The organism is Campylobacter sp., assembly GCF_052169515.1.
GTDB lineage: Bacteria > Campylobacterota > Campylobacteria > Campylobacterales > Campylobacteraceae > Campylobacter_A.
Genome location: NZ_JBQNCH010000003.1, coordinates 1 through 19378, shown reverse-complemented (window position 1 = coordinate 19378; position 19378 = coordinate 1). Strand labels below are relative to the sequence as shown.

Below are 19378 nucleotides of genomic sequence, written 5' to 3'. Positions count from 1 at the left end.
AAACTTGCTTATATTTTTAAATTTACGCCCTTTTAATCCTTTTTTGTTAAAATACCAAGTTAAATTTTTAAACCAAAAGAGTTAAAATGCAAATCATAAGAACCGTAAAAGAACTTGAAATTTTCGTCTCAAACACAAGTGGAAAGATAGGTTTTGTACCAACCATGGGTGCACTTCATGACGGACACGTTAGTCTTATCAAAAAATGTGTCAGCCAAAACGAGATAAGCATCGTCTCAACTTTTGTAAATCCAACACAATTTTTACCAGGCGAAGATCTAGATAAATACCCAAGAAACGAGCAAAATGACATTAAAATTTGTGAGCAAAATGGCGTTAGTGTTATTTTTATTCCAGACGCTGGCGAGCTTTACTTTGATGATGAACCACTTATCATTGCCCCAAAGAAATTTTCGACCATTTTAGAAGGCAAAACCAGACCAGGACACTTTGATGGCGTGCTAAGAGTTTTAAATAAGCTATTTCGCCTAACTCGCGCAAATAGCGTATACATGGGCAAAAAAGATACTCAGCAACTAATCATAGTACAAAACATGATAAAAACTTTCTTTTTAAATATTGAGCTGGTAGCTTGCGATATCATAAGAGAACGCGATGGCCTAGCCCTATCAAGTAGAAATGTCTATATCTGCGACGAAGATAAATGTAATGCCTTAAGACTTTCAAGATCGCTAAATAACGCACAAAATTTGATCCAAAATGGCGAGAGCGATGTAAGTGAAATCAAAGCGAAAATGCTTGAAATATTAGAGCCACTAAAGGTTGACTATGTCGCTATTACAGATAGAAATTTAAACGAAATTTCAAAAATAGAAAAAGATAATACCATTATTTTAATAGCAGCTTACGTTGGCAAAACTAGGCTTATTGATAATATTTGGATATAAAATGCCAAAACTTCACTTAATTTCACTTGGTTGTAATAAAAATTTAGTTGATTCAGAAATAATGCTCGGCAGACTACAAAACTACGATATCACTGACGATATCAGCAATGCCGATGTTATCATCGTAAATACCTGTGGCTTTATAAAATCTGCTAAAGAAGAGAGCATCCAAACCATACTTGAGATGCACGAAGCACGTAAAAATGGCTCATTACTCGTGGTGACTGGCTGTCTTATGCAACGCTATAAAGACGAGCTTATGAAGGAGCTACCTGAGGTTGATCTATTTACCGGCGTGGCTGACTATGACAAGATTGATGAGATCATTCTAAAAAGGCAAAATTTATTTAGCCCAGAGACATATCTGCAAGCAAACGAAGAGCGTGTGATAACTGGTTCAAACTACCATGCCTACATCAAAATTTCAGAGGGCTGTAACCAAAAATGCAGCTTTTGCGCGATACCGACATTTAAAGGCAAGCTAAAATCACGCTCGCTCGAAAATATCGTAAATGAGGTTAAAAATTTAGTTAAAAAAGGCTACTACGACTTTAGCTTTTTATCTCAAGACTCGAGCTCATATATGCGCGATCACGGCATTAGCGATGGGCTAATAAATTTAATAGACGAGATAGAAAAGATAAAGGGCGTAAAAAGTGCTAGGATACTCTACCTCTACCCAAGCACGACCAGCAAGGAGCTAATTGAACGTATCATCGCCTCATCTGTATTTCATAACTACTTCGACATGCCGATCCAGCACATCAGCGAAAATATGCTAAAAATAATGAAGCGTGGAAGTGGTGCTAAAAAGATAAAAGAGCTTTTAAGTTTAATGAGAAATGCCGAAAATTCATTTTTGCGAACTGGTGTCATCGTGGGCCATCCAGGAGAGAGCGAGGAGGATTTTAAGGAGCTTTGCGAATTTTTAGAAGAGTTTAAATTCGATAGAATTTCAGCCTTTGCCTACTCAAAAGAAGAGGACACTGCATCTTTTGACATGGAGCAGATTCCAGCCAAGATCATCTCAAAAAGGCTAAGCAAAATAGAAAAGATAACCAAAAAATCGATCAATGAAAGCCTACAAAAAGAGATTGGCAAAGAAATTTTTGCCTCCCTTGAGGGCATCAGCAGCGAGGGCGAGATGTTTTACGCAGCTAAAAAAGATATCTGGGATAAAGACATAGACGGCGAGATATTGATCAATGAAAGCGATGTCAAAGAGCTTGAGATAGGCTCGCTCTATCTTTGTGAAGTAAACGATGTGGTCGATCAAAAACTAGTCGCACGAATCATCAAAAAAGTAAAATGATAAGCAAAAATGTGCGAGAAAGACTGGGCCTTGGTACAAACCTGCTTGCCTTCTCGCACGGTATAGACAGCACTGCTCTTTTTTACATTTTAGACGAAGCTGGGATCAAATTTGATCTAGCGATGGTTGATTACAATGTGCGGGAGCAAAGCAAAAACGAGATAAAAAGCGCAAAAGAGCTTGCAGATAAATTTGGTAAAAAAATTTATACAAAAAGCGTTTTTTTAGATAAGTCAAATTTTGAAAAACTAGCACGAGATGCAAGATATGAGTTTTTTGGCGAAATTTGTCAAGATTTTGGCTACGACAATCTTATATTGGCTCATCAGTTTGACGATAAATTTGAGTGGTTTTTAATGCAACTTAGCAAAGGTGCTGGACTAAAAGAGCTCTTTGGTATGAGCGAGCTTGAAAAGAGAAAGCACTTTTGGCTAGTTAGGCCGCTTTTAAATTTACGCAAAAAAGAGCTTCAAAATTATCTTGATGAGAGAAATTTACGCTATTTTATCGATGAGACAAATTTAAAAGGCGAGTTTAAAAGAAGCTTCGTAAGGGTAAATTTTAGTGAGCCATTTTTAGATCATTACTTTAATGGCGTAAAAAAAAGCTTTGAGTTTTTAGAGACTGACAAACAAATTGTAATGCCAAATATCACAAAAATAAGCGATGAAATTTTTATCATAAAAAATGATAGCAATGTGATACGAGGCATTGATGTAGTCGCAAAAGAGCTAAATGCGCTCCTAAGTAAAGCTCAAAAAGACGAACTAGATAAAAATTTAAATAAGCAAACAAGCGTGGTTTTAAGCGGCAAGATTGCTATTGGCTACGCTGGAGAGCACGTCCTAGTGACACCATTTCGCAAAGCCGTAATGCCAAAAATTTTTAAAGAAAAAGCCAGAATCCACAAAATCCCAGCCATCAACAGAGGCTATCTTTTTACAATAAATTTTGATTTGTCAAAGTTAAAATTTTAATCGCGTAGCTCTAAAAACAATAGATAAAGAAGTTTTGGCTTTTGCTTAAAATAAGTCTAAAGCCAAAATTTAATTAAAATAAGCTATTTACGCTTTCATTGTGATATACACGGCGTATCACTTCACCAAATAAAGAAGCCGCACTTAGCACTTTTATGCAAGGAAGCTCTTCTGCTAGTGGAATAGTATCTGTTACTACTAGCTCATCCAAAAAGCCTAGTCTTAGCCTATCGTAAGCTGGTCCACTAAGAACTGGGTGTGTACAAAAAGCCATAACGCTAGTTGCGCCACGCTCTTTAAAAATTTCAGCCGCTTTTACGATCGTACCAGCCGTATCGATCATATCATCGACCAAGATCACATCTTTGCCATTTACGTCGCCGATTATATTCATCACTTCACTCTCGTTTGCTTTTTCACGGCGTTTATCAACGATAACCATATCAAGATTTAGATTTTTAGCCAAAGCTCTAGCACGAGCGACACCACCTACATCTGGGCTTGCAACGATTGGATTTGGTAAATTTTTAGCCCTTACATAGTCATTAAAGATGATGCTGCCATAAAGGTTATCTACTGGAATATCAAAAAATCCTTGAATTTGCCCTGCATGAAGATCCATAGTGACGACCCTATCAATACCTGCTGTTTGCATCATGTTTGCCACTAGTTTTGCAGTGATCGGCACTCTAGGAGCTGCTTTTCTATCTTGTCTAGCGTAGCCAAAATAAGGTACGATCGCTGTTATAGAGCTTGCACTGCTGCGTTTCAAGGCGTCGGTTAGGATTAATAGCTCCATCAAATTTATATTTGCAGGAGCACATGTTGGCTGGATAACAAAAACATCTTTCCCACGCACACTCTCGCCGATTTGTACGCTGATCTCTCCATCGCTAAATCTTTTTATACTTGCCTCGCTAAGTGGAAGCGACAGATATTGTGAAATTTTCTTTGAAAGCTCAATATTTGCTGTGCCTGAGAAAATTTTATAGCCTCTCATAATGGTGACCTTTTTAGTGATTTTTATATTGGGATTTTATCAAAACGAGCTTTAATTTAAATTTATTTATTCCACTACTTCCAGCCAAGAACTACAATATCATCTATCGGCATGCGATCAACATTTTATACATTTTCATTGTCTTTGATTTAAGAAAATCATAAAATCACAAACTAGTTTAAAATAATTTTTTCTTTTAAACTCCTTGTAGCTAAAATCACAAACATGTTTAAAGCTTATAGAATTTATGACTTTATAAAAAGTAATGATGAGAATTTTAAAGGTGTCTTTGTCGATAGACTCTATCCAAGAGGAATAAAAAAAGAGATATTTTCAAATTTTCCTTGGTTAAAATATATCACGCCAAGTCCTGCATTAAGAGAGTGGTTTCATAAAGATAAAGAAGCTAGGTTTGATGAATTTTGTGAAAAATTTAAGCTTGAGCTTGATAATGAAAAAGCACGGTCTTGCTTTAAGACACTAAAAAATTTAGAAAAAGAATACGGCAACATAGCTCTTTTAACAGCTAGCAAAGATATAAATCTTTGCCATGTGGTCGTATTGTTAAAACTTTTAAACAAATAAACAATCTAATTATTTGCAAGAGTGCCAAGTATCTTTTCAAACTGCACGCCATACCACGTGCGGTTTTGATCTTTTAGTGTGGCTTTGATGCTATCAAGCACAAAATTTGCTGCCTTTTTTATAGCAGTTTCTATCGTTTCGCCATTTACTAGCGAGCCAAAAAGTACAGAGGCAAATATATCTCCAGTTCCACTTGTATGAAACGGTAAAAATTCATGAAAATATTCTACTTTCTCTTTTGTCTTTGCGTCATAAGCTATGATTCCACATTCATCTTGCTTGTATCTAATGCCCTTTAACACGATTTTATATGCACCAAAACTCGCCAAATTTTCTAGTAATTCCAAAATATAATCTTCATTATATTCATCTCTCAAAAATGGCTTGCCGCACATAAAGCTTGCTTCAGTTATATTTGGCGTAATAACATGAGCTTTTGAGCAAAGTTCGCGCATTTTCATAACAAATTTTTCATCAAACCCATGATAGAGCTTGCCATTGTCACCCATGCAAGGATCCACAAGTATTAGCAGAGCAGAGCCACTAAACTCATTAAAAATTTTCTCTATCAGCTCAAGCTGACCAAAGCTACCTAAAAATCCAGTATAAATTCCATCAAATGTGATATTTTCTTTGTGCCATACTTGTGTTACCGAGTCAAATTCATCAGTCAAATCACAAAATGTGAAATTTTTAAAGCCAGTATGAGTCGAAAGCAGCGCAGTAGGCAAAATACACGCTTCAATGCCTTGCGCGCTAATTACCGGAAGTGCAACAGTAAGGGAACATTTGCCGACACATGAGATATCTTGTATTGTAAGGATTCTTTTCATTTATGCTCTTAGTTTGTAAAATTTCACTCCAGCAACATCGGATAAATAAACCACATCATCTTGTAAAAATTTTGCTAGAGTTTGCTTTGAAGAATCAGAAAAATTCTCTTCAACATTTGCGATAGTTTGCGGACGACGTCTCAGCATTTCTAAAATTTCATCCTCACTAAAGTTATATTTTTGCTCTATCTTGTGAGCTTTGACGATATTAACTGGCACGCCACTTATCTGCTCGGCTAACTCCTCTAACTTTTTAGCGTCTACGCCCTTTACATTATAGGCTGGTGGGCGATCTACCGTACCAATATCTACTCGGTGTGGAGCTATCTCATTTATCGCCATATTAAGTACTTCAAACTCACTTTTTTTATCATTAAAACCAGCTACGACTAAAATTTCAAGCACGAGCTCACCAGCAAATTCCTTGCGAAATTTAGCCATTTTTTTTATAATCTCGCCTACTTCTATACCGCTTTTGTTGCGGTCTATCTTTTTAAAAGTGCTTTGCACTGCGCTATCTAGACTAAATTTCACTATATCAAGCTCTTTTAAAGCCTCGCAAATTTTTGGGTCACACACGCCTGAGCCATTGCTTAAGATAAGCGTTTTCATGCTACCTTTTAGCTTATTTATCTCACTAACTAGCTCTTGCAAGTATGGGTAAAGAGTTGGCTCGCCATTTGCTGTAAGCGTTACGACATCGATATTTTGATGAGTATGTAAAGCCTCTTTTAAATCTACTAAAATTTCTTCAACACTTGGCGGATCTTGTATCGAGTTAACTGTTTTTGCACCACTTAGCTCACAATAAACACAGTCAAAATTACATGATTTTTGCTTAGGGCTTAGATCTATGCCAAGACTCATGCCAAAACGGCGTGAATTTATCGGACCAAAGATTATGCAAGGCTTATTACCTTGCACTTTTTGCTTGCACCTGTTTTATGAAATATTTTGCATTTTCAACCGGTATGTCTGGTAAGATTCCGTGACCTAGATTAAAGATATGTGGAGCACCTTTCATCGTATCTAAAATTTTATCAATGCCTTCATCTATCGCTTTTTTGCTATAAAGTCTGGTTGGTTCCATATTTCCTTGAAGAACATATCTTGGGCTTAATTTTGCTTTGGCTAGCTCTATTGGAGTACTCCAGTCAACGCCAAAAACATCAAAATTTCCTGAAATTTTATCCAAATAGCCACTTATCCCCTTTGGAAAAACGATGACTGGAATTTCTGGAAACTCAGCTTTTACGCTATCAACTATTTTATTTATATAGCTAAATCCAAACTCAAAATAAGCCTGTTCTTCAAGTGCAGCCGCCCAGCTATCAAAAATTTGCACCGCATTTACACCAGCTTTTATCTGCTCTTTGACGTAAAGGATGAGCGCTTGTGTCACTTTTTCCAAAATTTGATGTAAAAATTCTGGATTTTGATATAGTATTTTTTTGCAAACAGCATAGTTTTTACTGCCGCCACCCTCGATCATATATGTAGCTATCGTCCATGGAGCACCACAAAATCCAATTAGCGCCTTATCTTTAGCTAAATTTTCTCTTGTGAGTTTGATCGTATCGTAGACGTATGCTAAATTTTTTACCGATTTTTCAATACTAAGTGAATCAAGAGCTGCTTGGTCACGCAAAGGATTTGTAAAAACTGGACCCTCACCTTTTTCAAAACGTAGATCCATACCCATTTCAAGCGGTACTACAAGGATGTCGCTAAACAAAATGGCCGCATCAACGCCAAGGATATCGACTGGCTGAAGCGTAACCTCACTAGCTTTTTTATAATCTTTACAAAGTGATAAAAAATCCCCTGCCTTGGCTCTTACAGCCATATATTCTGGCAGATATCTACCAGCTTGACGCATCATCCAAATAGGCGTGTATGGCGTCGGTTTTTTTAAACAAGCATCTATAAAAATCATAAATTTTCCTTTAAATTTTTAAAGGGATATTATCTAAATATATATAAATTTAACGCTAAATAAAAGATTTGAGAGAAATTTTAAGCGTAAAAACGCTTAAAATTTTAATGGCCTTCTTTATGAAGAAAGTAAAGTCCAACACAAAGCGCAAGGATAGAAGCCGCCAAATAAGCCATTTCAAGCGGAGTGGTAAAATTTGCATGAAGCACTCTTTGAAAGAAATTTACTATTAGGACCATGACGATCACTTTGCCAAGTTTGTCTTTTAGCTCATCAAGGGAGTGAACCTCCAAGACTTTGCTCTGCTTTGACTGCTTTAGCTGCGTGATCTCTGAAATAAAAAGCTCATAAATTCCAAAACTAAAGATATAAAGAACAAGTGCCATCAAGTATAGATCGATCGCACCAACGATCTCTCCCACTACTTCTGAGTGAAAATTTTCAGCATGTGCGCTCTCAACAAAGAAATATTTATAAACCTCCAAAATCACCTTGCCAACATCGTAACTAGCGATAACAAAAAGCATGATCGCACCCAAAAGACCAAAAATAACTGGAAACAGCGTAAAGCTATTGCTTGCAAGTAAAATTCTTTCAAATAATCTACGCAATAAAGCCCCTTTTTATATAAATTTAAAAAATGGGCTATTTTATAGTTTTTTTCTTAAATTTAGAAGCTTGTTGGTTGATTAACCTACTCTTGCATTTCGATCCATTTTTGAGCGATTCTAACAGCATTTGTAGCAGCTCCTACGCGAATCTGGTCGGCACTACACCAAAGATGAAGCACATTAGGTCTGTAATTATCAACCCTTATCCTTCCAACATAAGTCTCATTTGTATCACTTGAGATGATAGGCATCGGATACTCTTTATTTGCTGGATTATCGACTACTACGATACTTGGAGCTTTACTCAAAATTTCTCTTGCAGCGTCTGCACTCACATTTTTATCAAAATGAATAGTGATCGCCTCAGAGTGACTTCTAAGCACTGGCACACGAACACAAGTAGCGCTCACTTCAATATCTTTATGAAGAATTTTTTGTGTTTCATTGACCATTTTCATCTCTTCTTTTGTATAGTCGTTGTCCAAAAATACATCGATATGTGGGATCACGTTTAGTGCTAGGCGGTGTGCAAATACCTTTGGCTCACACTCATCAAGCTTAAACTCAAAGAATTTTTGCATCTGAATAACAAGCTCTTCCATGCCCTCTTTGCCAGCACCGCTTGCTGCTTGATAAGTAGAAACGTCGACTCTGTTGATGCCAAAAGCGTCATTTAATGGCTTTAAAATTTGCACCATTTGAATGGTTGAGCAGTTTGGATTTGCGATGATACCGCGATTTTTCCATAGTGCGATATCGCTTGGGTTACACTCAGGTACGACTAGCGGGATATCTTTATCCATCCTAAAATGGCTTGTATTATCTATCACAACTGCACCGCTATCAGCTGCAAATTTGGCAAATTTCTCTGAGACCGAACCGCCCGCACTAAAAAATGCAATATCAACCTCGTGCTCGCTAAAAACTTTCTCAGTAAGCTCTTTTACTTTGTAGTGTTTGCCTTTAAATTCTATCTCGCTACCTGCACTCTTAGCACTAGCAAGTGGTAAAAGCTCACCAACTGGAAAATCAACCTCTTCCATCACTCTAAAAAGCTCTTCGCCAACCGCCCCTGTCGCACCCACGACAGCTACGTTAAATTTTCTCATCTGCTCTCCTTTACCATTTCAAATTTCTTAATCTTGCGTAATTTTACTAACCAAAAACTTAAATTTAAAATTATTTTTTGCTTCTAGATTGCAAAAAAAGATCTTTTGGCAAAATTTCATCACCTTCGCTTAGTATCGCTGCTCTTTGCACGACCGAGATGAGCTCTCTGATGTTACCAGGATAGTCATAACCCAAAAGCTCTTCTTTTGCAGCTTTTGAGAAATTTTTGGGCTCAAGGCCATATTCTGCACAACACTTTTTTAGCACATCTTCAGAGATAGCTAAAATTTCTTCTTTTCGTTCACGAAGTGGCGGTATAAAAAGGGGTATCGTGTTTAGGCGGTAAAAAAGATCTTCTCTAAATCTACCCTCCCTCATAGCAAACTCTAAATTTGCATTTGTGGCGCAAATGATGCGAACGTCGATCTTTTCGCTTTTTGTAGCGCCAAGCCTAGCAATCTCACGCTCTTGAAGCACACGAAGCAGTTTTGGTTGCAAATTTATAGGCATCTCACCGATCTCATCTAAAAATAAAGTTCCACCATTTGCTAGTTCAAACTGTCCTTTTTTGGTAGTCAATGCATCTGTAAAAGCACCCTTTTCAAAGCCAAAAAGCTCACTTTCTATCAAATTTTCAGGGATCGCAGCCATGTTTAAAGCGATAAATGCAGCGTCTTTTCTTGGCGAGTTTGCGTGGATAAATTTAGCAAAGACCTCCTTGCCAACGCCACTTTCGCCACTAAGCATGACTGAAGCATCTGTTCTTGCCGCTTTTAGCGCGATATTGAGCGTAGTTTCAAGTGCCTTTGAGGTGGCTATAAACCCTGTAGTTTCGCTTTTTACCTCAGTATTTTTTGAAATTTTTGGAGTCTTTTGTTTAAGAAGCTCGACCCTTTTTATCGCCTCATAAAGTGTTGAGACGTCAAATGGCTTAGTTAAAAAGTCCTTTACACCAAGCCTTACACTTTCGATTGCCTTATTTAGTGTGGCATTTCCAGTCATTATGATGACGTCAAATTTGCCATTTAGCTCTTTTATAAACTCAAGTCCATCCATTTTTGGCATATTTATATCAGTGATTATTAGATCAGTTTCGTTGTCTATTTTTTTTAGAGCTTCAATAGCTGTTTTATAACTTTTGACATTTAGCTCTTCATACTCACCAAGTGCGATTTCAAGTGACTTTCGCATATTGATGTCATCTTCTACTATGACGATATTCATTTGATCTCTTTTTATTGAAGTATGCCGATAATAGCGGATTTTGGCTTAAATTCCACCATAAATCTAACTGGTAAAATTTTCAAATTTGAAGTGTGTGATATGTCATTATTTTTTCTTTTAAATTCATTTTTTACCATCACTTTTTTTAAAACAAAGCAGTCAAAAATTTCATCTTTATGCAAATTTAAAAAACCAATAGTTGTAGTGTTTTCATCTTTAAAAGCATCTATCTGGCAAAGAAATTTTGGTTTTGGATTTGGTGTGAGAGTCATCGCTCGTGAAAAAGAAATTTCTTCGTGAGCGATGATTTGGTTCTTTGTATTAACATTTGCCCAGAAGATAAACTCCTCCGAGCAAAAGGCAAAATTTAAAAGTATAGTTAGTAAGAAAAGACTTCTCGCCACTTATCTTCGTCTATCTTAAGCTCCATATTTACCTTATAAAGCCCATCTTTGAAATTTTCACTTACAATTCTTGCATTTTTGACAAGACCTTGCACCTTTGAAGTGATAGATGAATCATTTAGCATCGCATCTCTTACAGTATCTTCAGCGTTAATCTTTACGCCATAAAGCTTGCCAGCAAGCTGCGAATAAGCATCGGCCATTGCTGCTCTTTTTGCTAAAGTTACAGACTGAGCATAAGAGAGCGAATTTAACGGAGCTATACCCTCGCCTGTAGCTCTAAAAGTGGTCTCTCTTGGAGCGCTATCATATATCATCTTCTCTTTTTTCATCACCTCTCTAAGATCGTCTTTATCGACCTTTTGGATGACTACATTGCGATTTGATGTGCTTGTCGGCTCGCCCATAAAGCCGTTAAATGTACAACCACTAAAAAGTGTCGCCATTACAGCAAAAAATAAAATTTTAATCTTCATAAACAACCTTTTTATGCTTTTATTTAAAATTTAACAGCAAAATTTATTCCAAAAGCCCCATATCTTCGCTTGAGCCTTCGTTCTCGTCCTCGCCATCTTCGGCCTTAGGGCATCTTGCGATACTTACAACATCATCGCCATCAACGTTTACGACGATCACGCCACTCGTATTACGTCCTGCTTTGCGGATGCTTTGCATATCAACTCTTATCATCTTGCCGCTTGATGTTAGAGCCATTAGATCTTGCTCTTCATCAACCATCACAACACCTATTAGATCGCCCGTTCTGTTTGTTAGCTTCATGCAAATTACGCCTTTGCCACCGCGGTTTGTCAAGCGGTACTCGTCAGCGGTTGTGCGTTTGCCGATACCTTTTTGAGATATGCTTAAAATTTCTTGATCATTGCTTTCGATAACAGCAGCACCCACTACCTCGTCGCCTGGCTCTTTAAATTTGATACCAGTTACGCCACGAGCAGTCCTTCCCATTTGACGAACCTTGCTGATCTTAAATTTAAGACACATACCTTTTTTAGTCACTACAAATAGCATTGTCTCATCGCTTGAATTTGTATCATCCTCAGCATTTGTATTATCTTCGTCGATCTCGTTTTGTATCTCTTCTATCTCAAGTACTTCAGTCTCAACGCTTAGCTCATTTTCAGGGTCACTAATAGGCATATCATCATATGTTTGAGCGATGAGCGCAGTTACTAGCTCGTCATTCTCATCAAGACTGATCGCTCTTACGCCAACTGAGCGGATGTTTTTAAACTCGCTTAAATTTGTGCGTTTTACGATACCGTTTTTAGTAAAGAATGCTAGCGATTTGTTCTCGTCAAAGTCAGTCGTTGGGATGATTGCTTTTATCTTCTCATCAGGCTGCAACTGGATCAAATTTACAACTGCTTTGCCCTTTGCCGTGCGGCTTCCCTCTGGGATTTTGTAGACCTTTAGCCAGTATAGCTGCCCGCGGTCTGTCACAAACATGAGCGTATCGTGAGTATTCGAAGTAAAGAAACTCTCTATAAAGTCATCATCATATGTAGTGACCGCTACTTTGCCTTTGCCACCACGTTTTTGCTTCTCATACTGCTTGCTTGGTACACGCTTAATGTAGCCACGGTGTGTTATGGTTACAACCATATTTTCATTTGGTATGAGGTCTTCAATATCGATGTCATCGTAGTCATCAACGATCTCAGTCACTCTTGGTACTTTAAATTTATTTTTGATCTCTAAAAGCTCTTCTTTGATCAAATTTTCAAGCAGTGTCTCACTCTTTAAAATTTCATCAAGTCTTGCGATCTCAGCCATAAGCTCGGCTAGCTCAGCCTCTAGTTTTTCTCTCTCTAGGCCTGTAAGCTTGCTTAGACGCATATCAAGGATAGCGTTTGCTTGAAGTTCTGAGAGGTTAAATTTACTCATCAAACCTTCTCTAGCAACGGCTGTATCGGCACTATTTCTAATAAGCTCGATTACTTCGTCAATATTATCAAGTGCGATCTTTAGACCCTCTAAGATGTGGGCTCTTGCACGTGCTTTTTCAAGCTCAAATATCGTTCTTCTAATGATTACTGTTTTTCTATGATTTAAAAATAGCTTAAGTAGTTCAATAAGATTAAATACCTTTGGCTCTTTGTTATTAATAGCAAGCATAATAACACCAAAAGTGCTCTCCATCGTAGTTGATTTAAAGAGGTTGTTTAGCACAATATCGCTCATAGCGTCGCGCTTTAGTTCGATAACTACGCGGATGCCATCCTTATCAGACTCATCTCTAACCTCGCTAATGCCCTCTATCTGCTTATCTTTTACTAGCTCAGCGATCTGCTCGATGAGTCTAGCTTTATTTGTTTGATACGGAAGCTCATCTATGACAATAACGTCTTTGTTTGGCTTTTTTTCTATGTGAGTTTTAGCTCTTAGTTTGACCCTGCCACGACCTGTGCGGTAGGCCTCTATGATGCCCTTTTTACCAAAGATGATACCGCCAGTTGGGAAGTCTGGACCTTTGATAAATTGCATTATCTCTTCAAGAGTGGCTTCTTTATTTTCAAGAAGAAACAAAAGACCATCTATTAACTCATCAAGACTATGTGGTGGGATGTTTGTCGCCATACCAACAGCGATACCGCTTGAGCCGTTTAATAATAAATTTGGCACACGGCTTGGAAGTACATCTGGTTCAACCTCTCTATCATCGTAGTTTGGCACAAAATCAACCGTGTCTTTGTCGATATCTTTTAAAAGCTCCTCGGTAAGCATAGTCATTCTAGCTTCAGTATAACGCATCGCAGCTGCGCTGTCACCATCAATAGAGCCAAAGTTTCCTTGCCCGTCAACAACTGGATAACGCATAGAAAATTTCTGAGCCATACGAACAAGAGCGTCATAAACTGCTGTATCACCATGTGGGTGGTACTTACCGATAACCTCACCAACGATACGAGCTGACTTCATGTAGGCACTTCTGCTACCAACGCCAAGATTGTCCATAGCATATAAAATTCTTCTGTGAACTGGCTTTAGTCCGTCTCTAGCATCAGGCAAAGCACGTCCCACAATGACACTCATGGAGTAGTCAAGATAGCTAGTTTTTATAGACTCTTCGATATCAACAGACGCGATATCTTGGGTTAATTCAAGTAGATTGTCTTTCATTTTTTTCCTTAAATTTAGCTTGGCTGATTTTAGCCAATAATTGATAAAAACTTGCTAAATAGCAAATTTGTGCAGTGCAAAAGATCACTATAATAAAATAAAAATTTCTTTTATAATTAATCAAAATTTAGTTCAAAATTTTTTCTATCTGATCTTTTTTAAGAATAAAATCGTAGCTAAAGGCATCTATCACGACTCCAGCATAGCTACTCTCTTTTAGCATCGCAAGATACTCTTTTAGCCCTATTTCTATACTCTCTTGCTCGCTGTCGTTTCGCCAGAGTTTCATAGCTTCTTTGCTAGTAAATGCTGGAAAATAGCTAAGCTTTTCGCCCTCATCTTCAAGCAAAATAAATTTGATGTTTGAGCCCTCTTCCTCATAAACGACGCCACCATCAGGCTTTGCAAGTACCTGGTTTAAAAGTACTGGAGCAAAAAATGTGGCCTTTTTTAAAGCCGATATCAAATTTACCTCATTTCGTTGGTTAGGCTCTTTTAAAAATTTATCCATCGCTTCTTGCATATTAACCCCTAAAAGCCTCATCTACGGCCTGGCAGATCGTGTGAATGAAAAATATGTGCGACTCCTGTATTCTTGCAGTGTCGCTTGAGCTAACGATCAAATTTAGATCGCAGCCCTCATTCATCGCTCCGCCTCCTTTGCCACTAAGTCCAAGCACTGTTACGCCCATTTTCTTGGCACTTTTTATAGCTTCAAGGACGTTTTTACTATTTCCGCTTGTTGAGATTGCTACGAGTAAGTCGCCAGGACGAGCTAAAGCCTCAAGCTGACGTGAAAAGACATAGTCAAAGCCATAGTCGTTGCCAATAGCAGTAAGAGCCGAAGTATCGGTAGTTAGCGCGATGCCTGGGAGCGCTTGACGCTCACTTTTGTATCTGCCAGTTAGCTCAGCCGCAAAGTGCTGAGCATCCGCTGCAGAGCCGCCGTTGCCACATATTAGCACCTTTTTACCATTTTTTAGTGCATTAGCCACCATCTGGCAAGCATGCTCCAAGCTACCAAGTAAATTTACGTGCTCACTAAAGGTCTTTTGGTGAGCCTCTAGCTCATTTTTTATCATCGTTTTTAGCATCTTTTATCCTTTTTATTATCCCTGTCGTACTTTTGCCCTCGACAAAGTCGATGAGCCTGACCTCTTTTACGATCTCGCTGCCAATGACCTCTTTGTCTTTATAATCAGCCCCTTTTACAAGCACGTCAGGCTTTATCTTTGTTATCAAATTTAAAGGAGTATCCTCGTCAAAAATCACGACATAGTCAACAAATCCAAGCCCACTTAGCACGCAGGCTCTATCATCTTGTGAGTTTATAGGCCTAGCCTCGCCTTTTAGCCTCTTAACTGAAGCGTCTGAGTTTAGCCCAACGACCAAAAGATCGCCAAGCTCCCTTGCGTGAGCTAGATATTTTACGTGTCCTGCATGCAAGATATCAAAGCAGCCATTTGTAAAAACGACCTTTTTCTTGCCCTTTTGGCTCAAAATTTCCTCTAGCTCATCAAGGCTCTTTATCTTGTGCTCGAAATTTGCCCCAAATGAGCTATTTAGTAGCTGCTCGATCTCACTAAAGCTAGCCGTTGCACTGCCGATCTTTGCCACGACGACGGCTGCTGCGAGGTTTGCTATCTTGATCGCCTCTTTTATGTCAGCCCCATTTGCCAGCATATAGCCAAGTGTAGCCAGCACCGTATCCCCGGCACCTGTGACATCAAAGACCTCTTTTGCTTTGGCGGCAAAGATGTGTAACCTATCATCATATAGCGCGATGCCTTCTTCTGAAATCGTGATGAGTGAATAGGTCAAATTTAGATCGTCTTTTAGCTGTTTTATCGCCTTTTCAAGCTCAGCCTTGTCTTTTATCTTTAAATTTGTAGCCTCGCTCGCCTCTTTTTTATTTGGCGTTAAAAGGGTCGCGTTTTTGTACTTTGAGTAGTCGCTGCCCTTTGGGTCGATAAGTACTGGGATATTTAGTCTCACGCACTCGTCTATGATCTCTTGGCAGACTTTTTCGCTAAGCACGCCCTTGCCGTAGTCGCTTAGTAAGACAGCCTTAAAATTTGCAAGGTTTTCTTTGACTTTTAATATGAGCTCATCTTCTAAATTTATCTTGACAACACTCTCTTTATCGATCCTTACAACTTGCTGGTGAGATGCCATTATACGACTTTTTATCGAGCTTTCACGCCCTTTTTCGGTGAGTATGAGCTCATCTTTTACGTTTAGCTCAGCAAGTCTTTCTTTTATCTTTTTACCAGCCTCATCATCGCCCAAAACGCTAGCCACACTCACATTTGCGCCAAGGGAAAGCAAATTTCTCACCACGTTGCCAGCACCACCAAGCGTGTAGGTTTCGTTATTTATCTTTACTACTTGCACTGGCGCTTCAGGAGAGATGCGGTCGCAGCTGCCCCAGATATAGTGGTCCAGCATGAGATCGCCAACGACTAAAATTTTCACTCTCTTAGCCATTTATCTCTTCCTTATAAATTCTCTTTATCTCTGGCAAATAGTCTTTTATCGCCTCTTCCAGGCTCCACGTAGCACTAAAGCCAAATGCCTCACGAGCTGGTTTTATATCTGCTTCAGTGTGAAACTGATATGAGCCCACAAATGGGTTTTTGATATATTCGTTGCCTAAATTTACACCGATCTCACGCTGCAAGATGTCAGCGATATCTTGAAAGCTTCTAGCCTTGCCAGTAGCTGCGTTATAGACACCACTTGGCGCGTCAAGCGCTTTTATGTTTGCATCAATGATATCTTTTATGTAAACAAAGTCTCTTTTGATCTGGTCGCTGCCCTCAAAGAGTTTTGGGGCCTTACCAGCTAAAATTTGCAAGCCAAACTGAAGCACCATTGAAGCAGTTTTATTTTTAAAAAACTCACCCTTACCAAAGACGTTAAAATATCTTAGTCCAACCACGCTCACGCCACGCTTTGCGTAAATTTTATTTATATTATCCATACTTAGTTTGCTAAAACCATAGACGTTATTTGGCGCTTCACACTCACCGACGGTTTGTGGGCTCTTTGCGTTGCCATAAGTCGCTCCAGAGCTTGCATAGATCATCTTTGCGCCTAAACTCTCGCATATATCAAGCAAATTTATAAAAGCGTTTACATTTGTTTTTATTAGCTCGTCCTGCTCTTTTACGGTCGTATCTGAGATCGCTGCCTCGTGGTAGATGACGTCTGGGCGAAAATTTTTTATCTTCTCAAGCGTACTCTCATCGTTGATGTCGCTAGCATAAATTTCACCCCTAAATCCAAGTAAATTTTTAAAATGGCCAAAACTTTTTAGGTTGCCGTTGCTAAATGTCTCGTCGTTTCTAAATTTATCCACGACAAGCACGTGAGCATCTTTAAAATTTTCATCAAAATAATGCGCTAAGGCTGAGCCGATAAATCCAGCGCCACCAGTTATAACTATCTTTTTTCCATTTAAATTCATAGTGATTTTTCCTTTTTTAGCTTATTTAAAACATCTCTTACATCTTTAAAATTTATCCCATCGAGCAAGAAATTTCTACCAACACCTGCCCTTTTGCCAGCCTCGACATCGCTTGGCTTATCGCCTATCATGAGTGAGTTTTTAAGATCTATATTAAACTCATTGCAAGCATCAAGTATCATTTTTGGATTAGGCTTTCTGCAGAGACAATTAACCTCCGGAGCGTGCGGACAAAAATAGACTTTTGTGATAAAAATTTGCTCTTTTTTAAAAGTTTCAAGCATAAATTCAGTTAAAGTTTCAAACTGTTCTTGTGTATAGTAGCCTCTACCGATGCCTGATTGGTTTGTCACGACAAAGAGTTTATAGCCAGCATCGCTAAATTCTCTCAATGCATCAAAAATGCCATCAATAAATTTAAAGTCTTTGATCTCGCAAACATATCCAGCGTCCTCATTTATGACGCCGTCGCGGTCTAGAAAAAGTGCTTTAGTGGCTATATTTTTATTCATTTGGTGATTATAACCAAAATATTTTAACTAGCCTCTTGTAAATTTACCTTTTTGTATTATAATGTCTACACTTTTCTAAAAAGGATAAAAAAATGAAAAAATTACTAATCGTTTCTGGAGTTGCAGCTCTACTTTCGACTGCTGCTTTTGCTGCAGATGGTGCTGCTATCTACAAAAAATGTATTGCCTGTCATGGTGCTAAAGCTGAAAAAGTTTTCAATAACAAAGTTCCAGCTTTGACATCACTTGACGCTGCAGCTATCGAAGAATCAATAAAGGGCTACAAAACAGGAGCAAATAAATTTGGTCTTGGCGCTATGATGAAACCTATCGCTACTCCAATGAGCGATGACGACATAAAAGCAGTAGCAGAATACATCCAAACGCTAAAATAATCACAGGGGCGCTCGCCCCTTTTTTCTATAAATTTAAACTCACACCAAATTTCAAAAGCTCTTTTGGCATATAGTCATCTAAATTACCGATCGTGTCGTTATCTATCTCTATTAAATTTAGATTGTATTTTTTATAAAACCCTATCTTTTTCTCTTTTCTTTTTAGATACACCTCATCATCTTCCAAGCCCCAAAACTCGATATAGACCTTGCCTTTTGGTATGCAAAAATCACAATATATATCCTCTTTTATCGGCACTCTTTTTTCATAAGCATATGCTACACCTTCAGCAAAAAGCCAGTTTGCGATTACTAGCTCTGCTCTGCTTCTTACGTAGTGGCCGTCATTTGTTCGGTACTCAGCCTTAAATTTCTCTCTAAAGTCTTCTTTTTTCTCTTTTTTAAGAGCTTTTTCGCCACTTATTGTGATCTCATCTATAAAAATTTCGTTATAAGCTATCCTCTCATCCCACCTAACGCTCGCCCTACCCATGTAGTAATTTTGCATACCACCATAGTATTTGCCAATATCTGTCACGTTGTAGCCATTGTCACATTTTTTTATAAAGCCCAAATTTAGTAAAGCCGCATTTACATCTTTTGCATTTTTGTTAAATTTCTTCGCTATCTCTTTTGCAGTAAGTGTGTCAGCTATATTTTTTGATCAAATTTAGTATAAGTTTTTTGAGAGAGCTTTCGCCTAATAAATTTCGTCATCAAATTTACCAGCACAATAAATACTATAATAGGTAGCGCAAAGCTAAAAAATACCGGCAATATGATGGATAGCAAATTTATTGTGTCAAAAAGTTGCATTTTGGCTTTCTTTATTTTTTCTTATTTTAATAAGAAGTAGATAAATTTTGGCTATTTTATAAATGAATTTGGTTGCGGAGGACGGATTTGAACCGCCGACCTTCGGGTTATGAGCCCGACGAGCTACCACTGCTCTACTCCGCGA

General features: G+C 38.2%; 21 protein-coding genes and 1 tRNA gene. 5 read left to right on the top strand and 17 right to left on the bottom strand.

Features of this window, described 5'->3' with window-relative positions; translation table 11 throughout:
* The first annotated feature begins 86 nt into the window (after positions 1-86).
* The 3 genes from panC to tilS are packed head-to-tail and all read left to right on the top strand — an operon-like array spanning position 87 to position 3197.
* Positions 87-908: a pantoate--beta-alanine ligase gene (gene panC, locus ACTTKV_RS01285; RefSeq protein WP_442548871.1), complete on the top strand. Its 822-nt coding sequence runs from the start codon at positions 87-89 to the stop codon at positions 906-908.
* A 1-nt stretch (position 909) separates the two neighbouring features.
* Positions 910-2220: a 30S ribosomal protein S12 methylthiotransferase RimO gene (rimO, locus tag ACTTKV_RS01280; RefSeq protein ID WP_442548870.1), complete on the top strand. Its 1311-nt coding sequence runs from the start codon at positions 910-912 to the stop codon at positions 2218-2220.
* Positions 2217-3197 (top strand): tRNA lysidine(34) synthetase TilS, encoded by a 981-nt coding sequence (gene tilS, locus ACTTKV_RS01275; protein ID WP_442548869.1) that lies wholly within the window; start codon positions 2217-2219, stop codon positions 3195-3197. The genes rimO and tilS overlap by 4 nt, the downstream gene beginning before the upstream one ends.
* A gap of 73 nt (positions 3198-3270) precedes the next feature.
* Here the strand turns inward: tilS and ACTTKV_RS01270 are convergent, their stop codons facing one another.
* Positions 3271-4197, bottom strand: a complete 927-nt coding sequence (locus ACTTKV_RS01270) for a ribose-phosphate pyrophosphokinase (RefSeq protein WP_103593227.1) — start codon at positions 4195-4197, stop codon at positions 3271-3273.
* Between the two features lie 225 nt (positions 4198-4422).
* On the opposite strand from ACTTKV_RS01270, the gene ACTTKV_RS01265 reads away from it, so the two are divergent.
* Positions 4423-4782: a DUF488 domain-containing protein gene (locus tag ACTTKV_RS01265; RefSeq protein WP_442548868.1), complete on the top strand. Its 360-nt coding sequence runs from the start codon at positions 4423-4425 to the stop codon at positions 4780-4782.
* A gap of 5 nt (positions 4783-4787) precedes the next feature.
* Here the strand turns inward: ACTTKV_RS01265 and ACTTKV_RS01260 are convergent, their stop codons facing one another.
* From ACTTKV_RS01260 to gmhB, 14 genes are all read right to left on the bottom strand, one after another.
* A complete protein-coding gene (locus ACTTKV_RS01260) occupies positions 4788-5615 on the bottom strand; it encodes a pyridoxamine kinase (RefSeq protein WP_442548867.1) in 828 nt (275 codons plus the stop codon).
* Entirely contained in the window at positions 5616-6482 is an 867-nt protein-coding gene (locus ACTTKV_RS01255; protein ID WP_442548959.1) for a radical SAM protein, read from the bottom strand. It lies immediately after the preceding gene.
* A gap of 46 nt (positions 6483-6528) precedes the next feature.
* Complete coding sequence (hemE, locus tag ACTTKV_RS01250; protein WP_442548866.1) at positions 6529-7551, bottom strand: uroporphyrinogen decarboxylase; 1023 nt, start codon at positions 7549-7551, stop codon at positions 6529-6531.
* Positions 7552-7655: 104 nt separating this feature from the next.
* Positions 7656-8162, bottom strand: coding sequence for a YqhA family protein (locus ACTTKV_RS01245; protein ID WP_442548865.1), 507 nt, complete (start codon positions 8160-8162; stop codon positions 7656-7658).
* Between the two features lie 83 nt (positions 8163-8245).
* Positions 8246-9271, bottom strand: a complete 1026-nt coding sequence (locus ACTTKV_RS01240; protein WP_442548864.1) for an aspartate-semialdehyde dehydrogenase — start codon at positions 9269-9271, stop codon at positions 8246-8248.
* Between the two features lie 70 nt (positions 9272-9341).
* Complete coding sequence (locus tag ACTTKV_RS01235) at positions 9342-10496, bottom strand: sigma-54-dependent transcriptional regulator (protein ID WP_442548863.1); 1155 nt, start codon at positions 10494-10496, stop codon at positions 9342-9344.
* Between the two features lie 11 nt (positions 10497-10507).
* A complete protein-coding gene (locus ACTTKV_RS01230; protein ID WP_442548862.1) occupies positions 10508-10900 on the bottom strand; it encodes a hypothetical protein in 393 nt (130 codons plus the stop codon).
* Positions 10876-11376, bottom strand: a complete 501-nt coding sequence (locus ACTTKV_RS01225; protein ID WP_429800912.1) for an LPP20 family lipoprotein — start codon at positions 11374-11376, stop codon at positions 10876-10878. Before ACTTKV_RS01225 ends, ACTTKV_RS01230 begins: the two co-directional genes overlap by 25 nt.
* 43 nt (positions 11377-11419) lie before the next feature.
* Positions 11420-14041, bottom strand: a complete 2622-nt coding sequence (gyrA, locus tag ACTTKV_RS01220) for a DNA gyrase subunit A (protein WP_442548861.1) — start codon at positions 14039-14041, stop codon at positions 11420-11422.
* Between the two features lie 127 nt (positions 14042-14168).
* Positions 14169-14564: an SseB family protein gene (locus ACTTKV_RS01215; protein ID WP_442548860.1), complete on the bottom strand. Its 396-nt coding sequence runs from the start codon at positions 14562-14564 to the stop codon at positions 14169-14171.
* Position 14565: 1 nt separating this feature from the next.
* Complete coding sequence (gene gmhA / locus ACTTKV_RS01210) at positions 14566-15135, bottom strand: D-sedoheptulose 7-phosphate isomerase (RefSeq protein WP_442548859.1); 570 nt, start codon at positions 15133-15135, stop codon at positions 14566-14568.
* On the bottom strand, positions 15110-16528 hold the full coding sequence (gene rfaE1 / locus ACTTKV_RS01205) for a D-glycero-beta-D-manno-heptose-7-phosphate kinase (protein ID WP_442548858.1): 1419 nt from the start codon (positions 16526-16528) through the stop codon (positions 15110-15112). Before rfaE1 ends, gmhA begins: the two co-directional genes overlap by 26 nt.
* Positions 16521-17510: an ADP-glyceromanno-heptose 6-epimerase gene (gene rfaD / locus ACTTKV_RS01200; protein ID WP_442548857.1), complete on the bottom strand. Its 990-nt coding sequence runs from the start codon at positions 17508-17510 to the stop codon at positions 16521-16523. Before rfaD ends, rfaE1 begins: the two co-directional genes overlap by 8 nt.
* Entirely contained in the window at positions 17507-18022 is a 516-nt protein-coding gene (gene gmhB, locus ACTTKV_RS01195; protein ID WP_442548856.1) for a D-glycero-beta-D-manno-heptose 1,7-bisphosphate 7-phosphatase, read from the bottom strand. The genes rfaD and gmhB overlap by 4 nt, the downstream gene beginning before the upstream one ends.
* Positions 18023-18114: 92 nt before the next feature.
* Between gmhB and ACTTKV_RS01190 the strand changes: the two genes are divergently transcribed.
* A complete protein-coding gene (locus ACTTKV_RS01190) occupies positions 18115-18417 on the top strand; it encodes a c-type cytochrome (RefSeq protein WP_442548855.1) in 303 nt (100 codons plus the stop codon).
* Between the two features lie 25 nt (positions 18418-18442).
* On the opposite strand, the gene ACTTKV_RS01185 is transcribed toward ACTTKV_RS01190, so the two are convergent.
* Together ACTTKV_RS01185 and ACTTKV_RS01180 are read right to left on the bottom strand one after the other, a co-directional pair.
* Positions 18443-18955, bottom strand: coding sequence for a hypothetical protein (locus tag ACTTKV_RS01185; RefSeq protein WP_442548854.1), 513 nt, complete (start codon positions 18953-18955; stop codon positions 18443-18445).
* Between the two features lie 347 nt (positions 18956-19302).
* Positions 19303-19377: transfer RNA gene (locus ACTTKV_RS01180), tRNA-Met, on the bottom strand.
* Between the last annotated feature and the right edge of the window lies 1 nt (position 19378).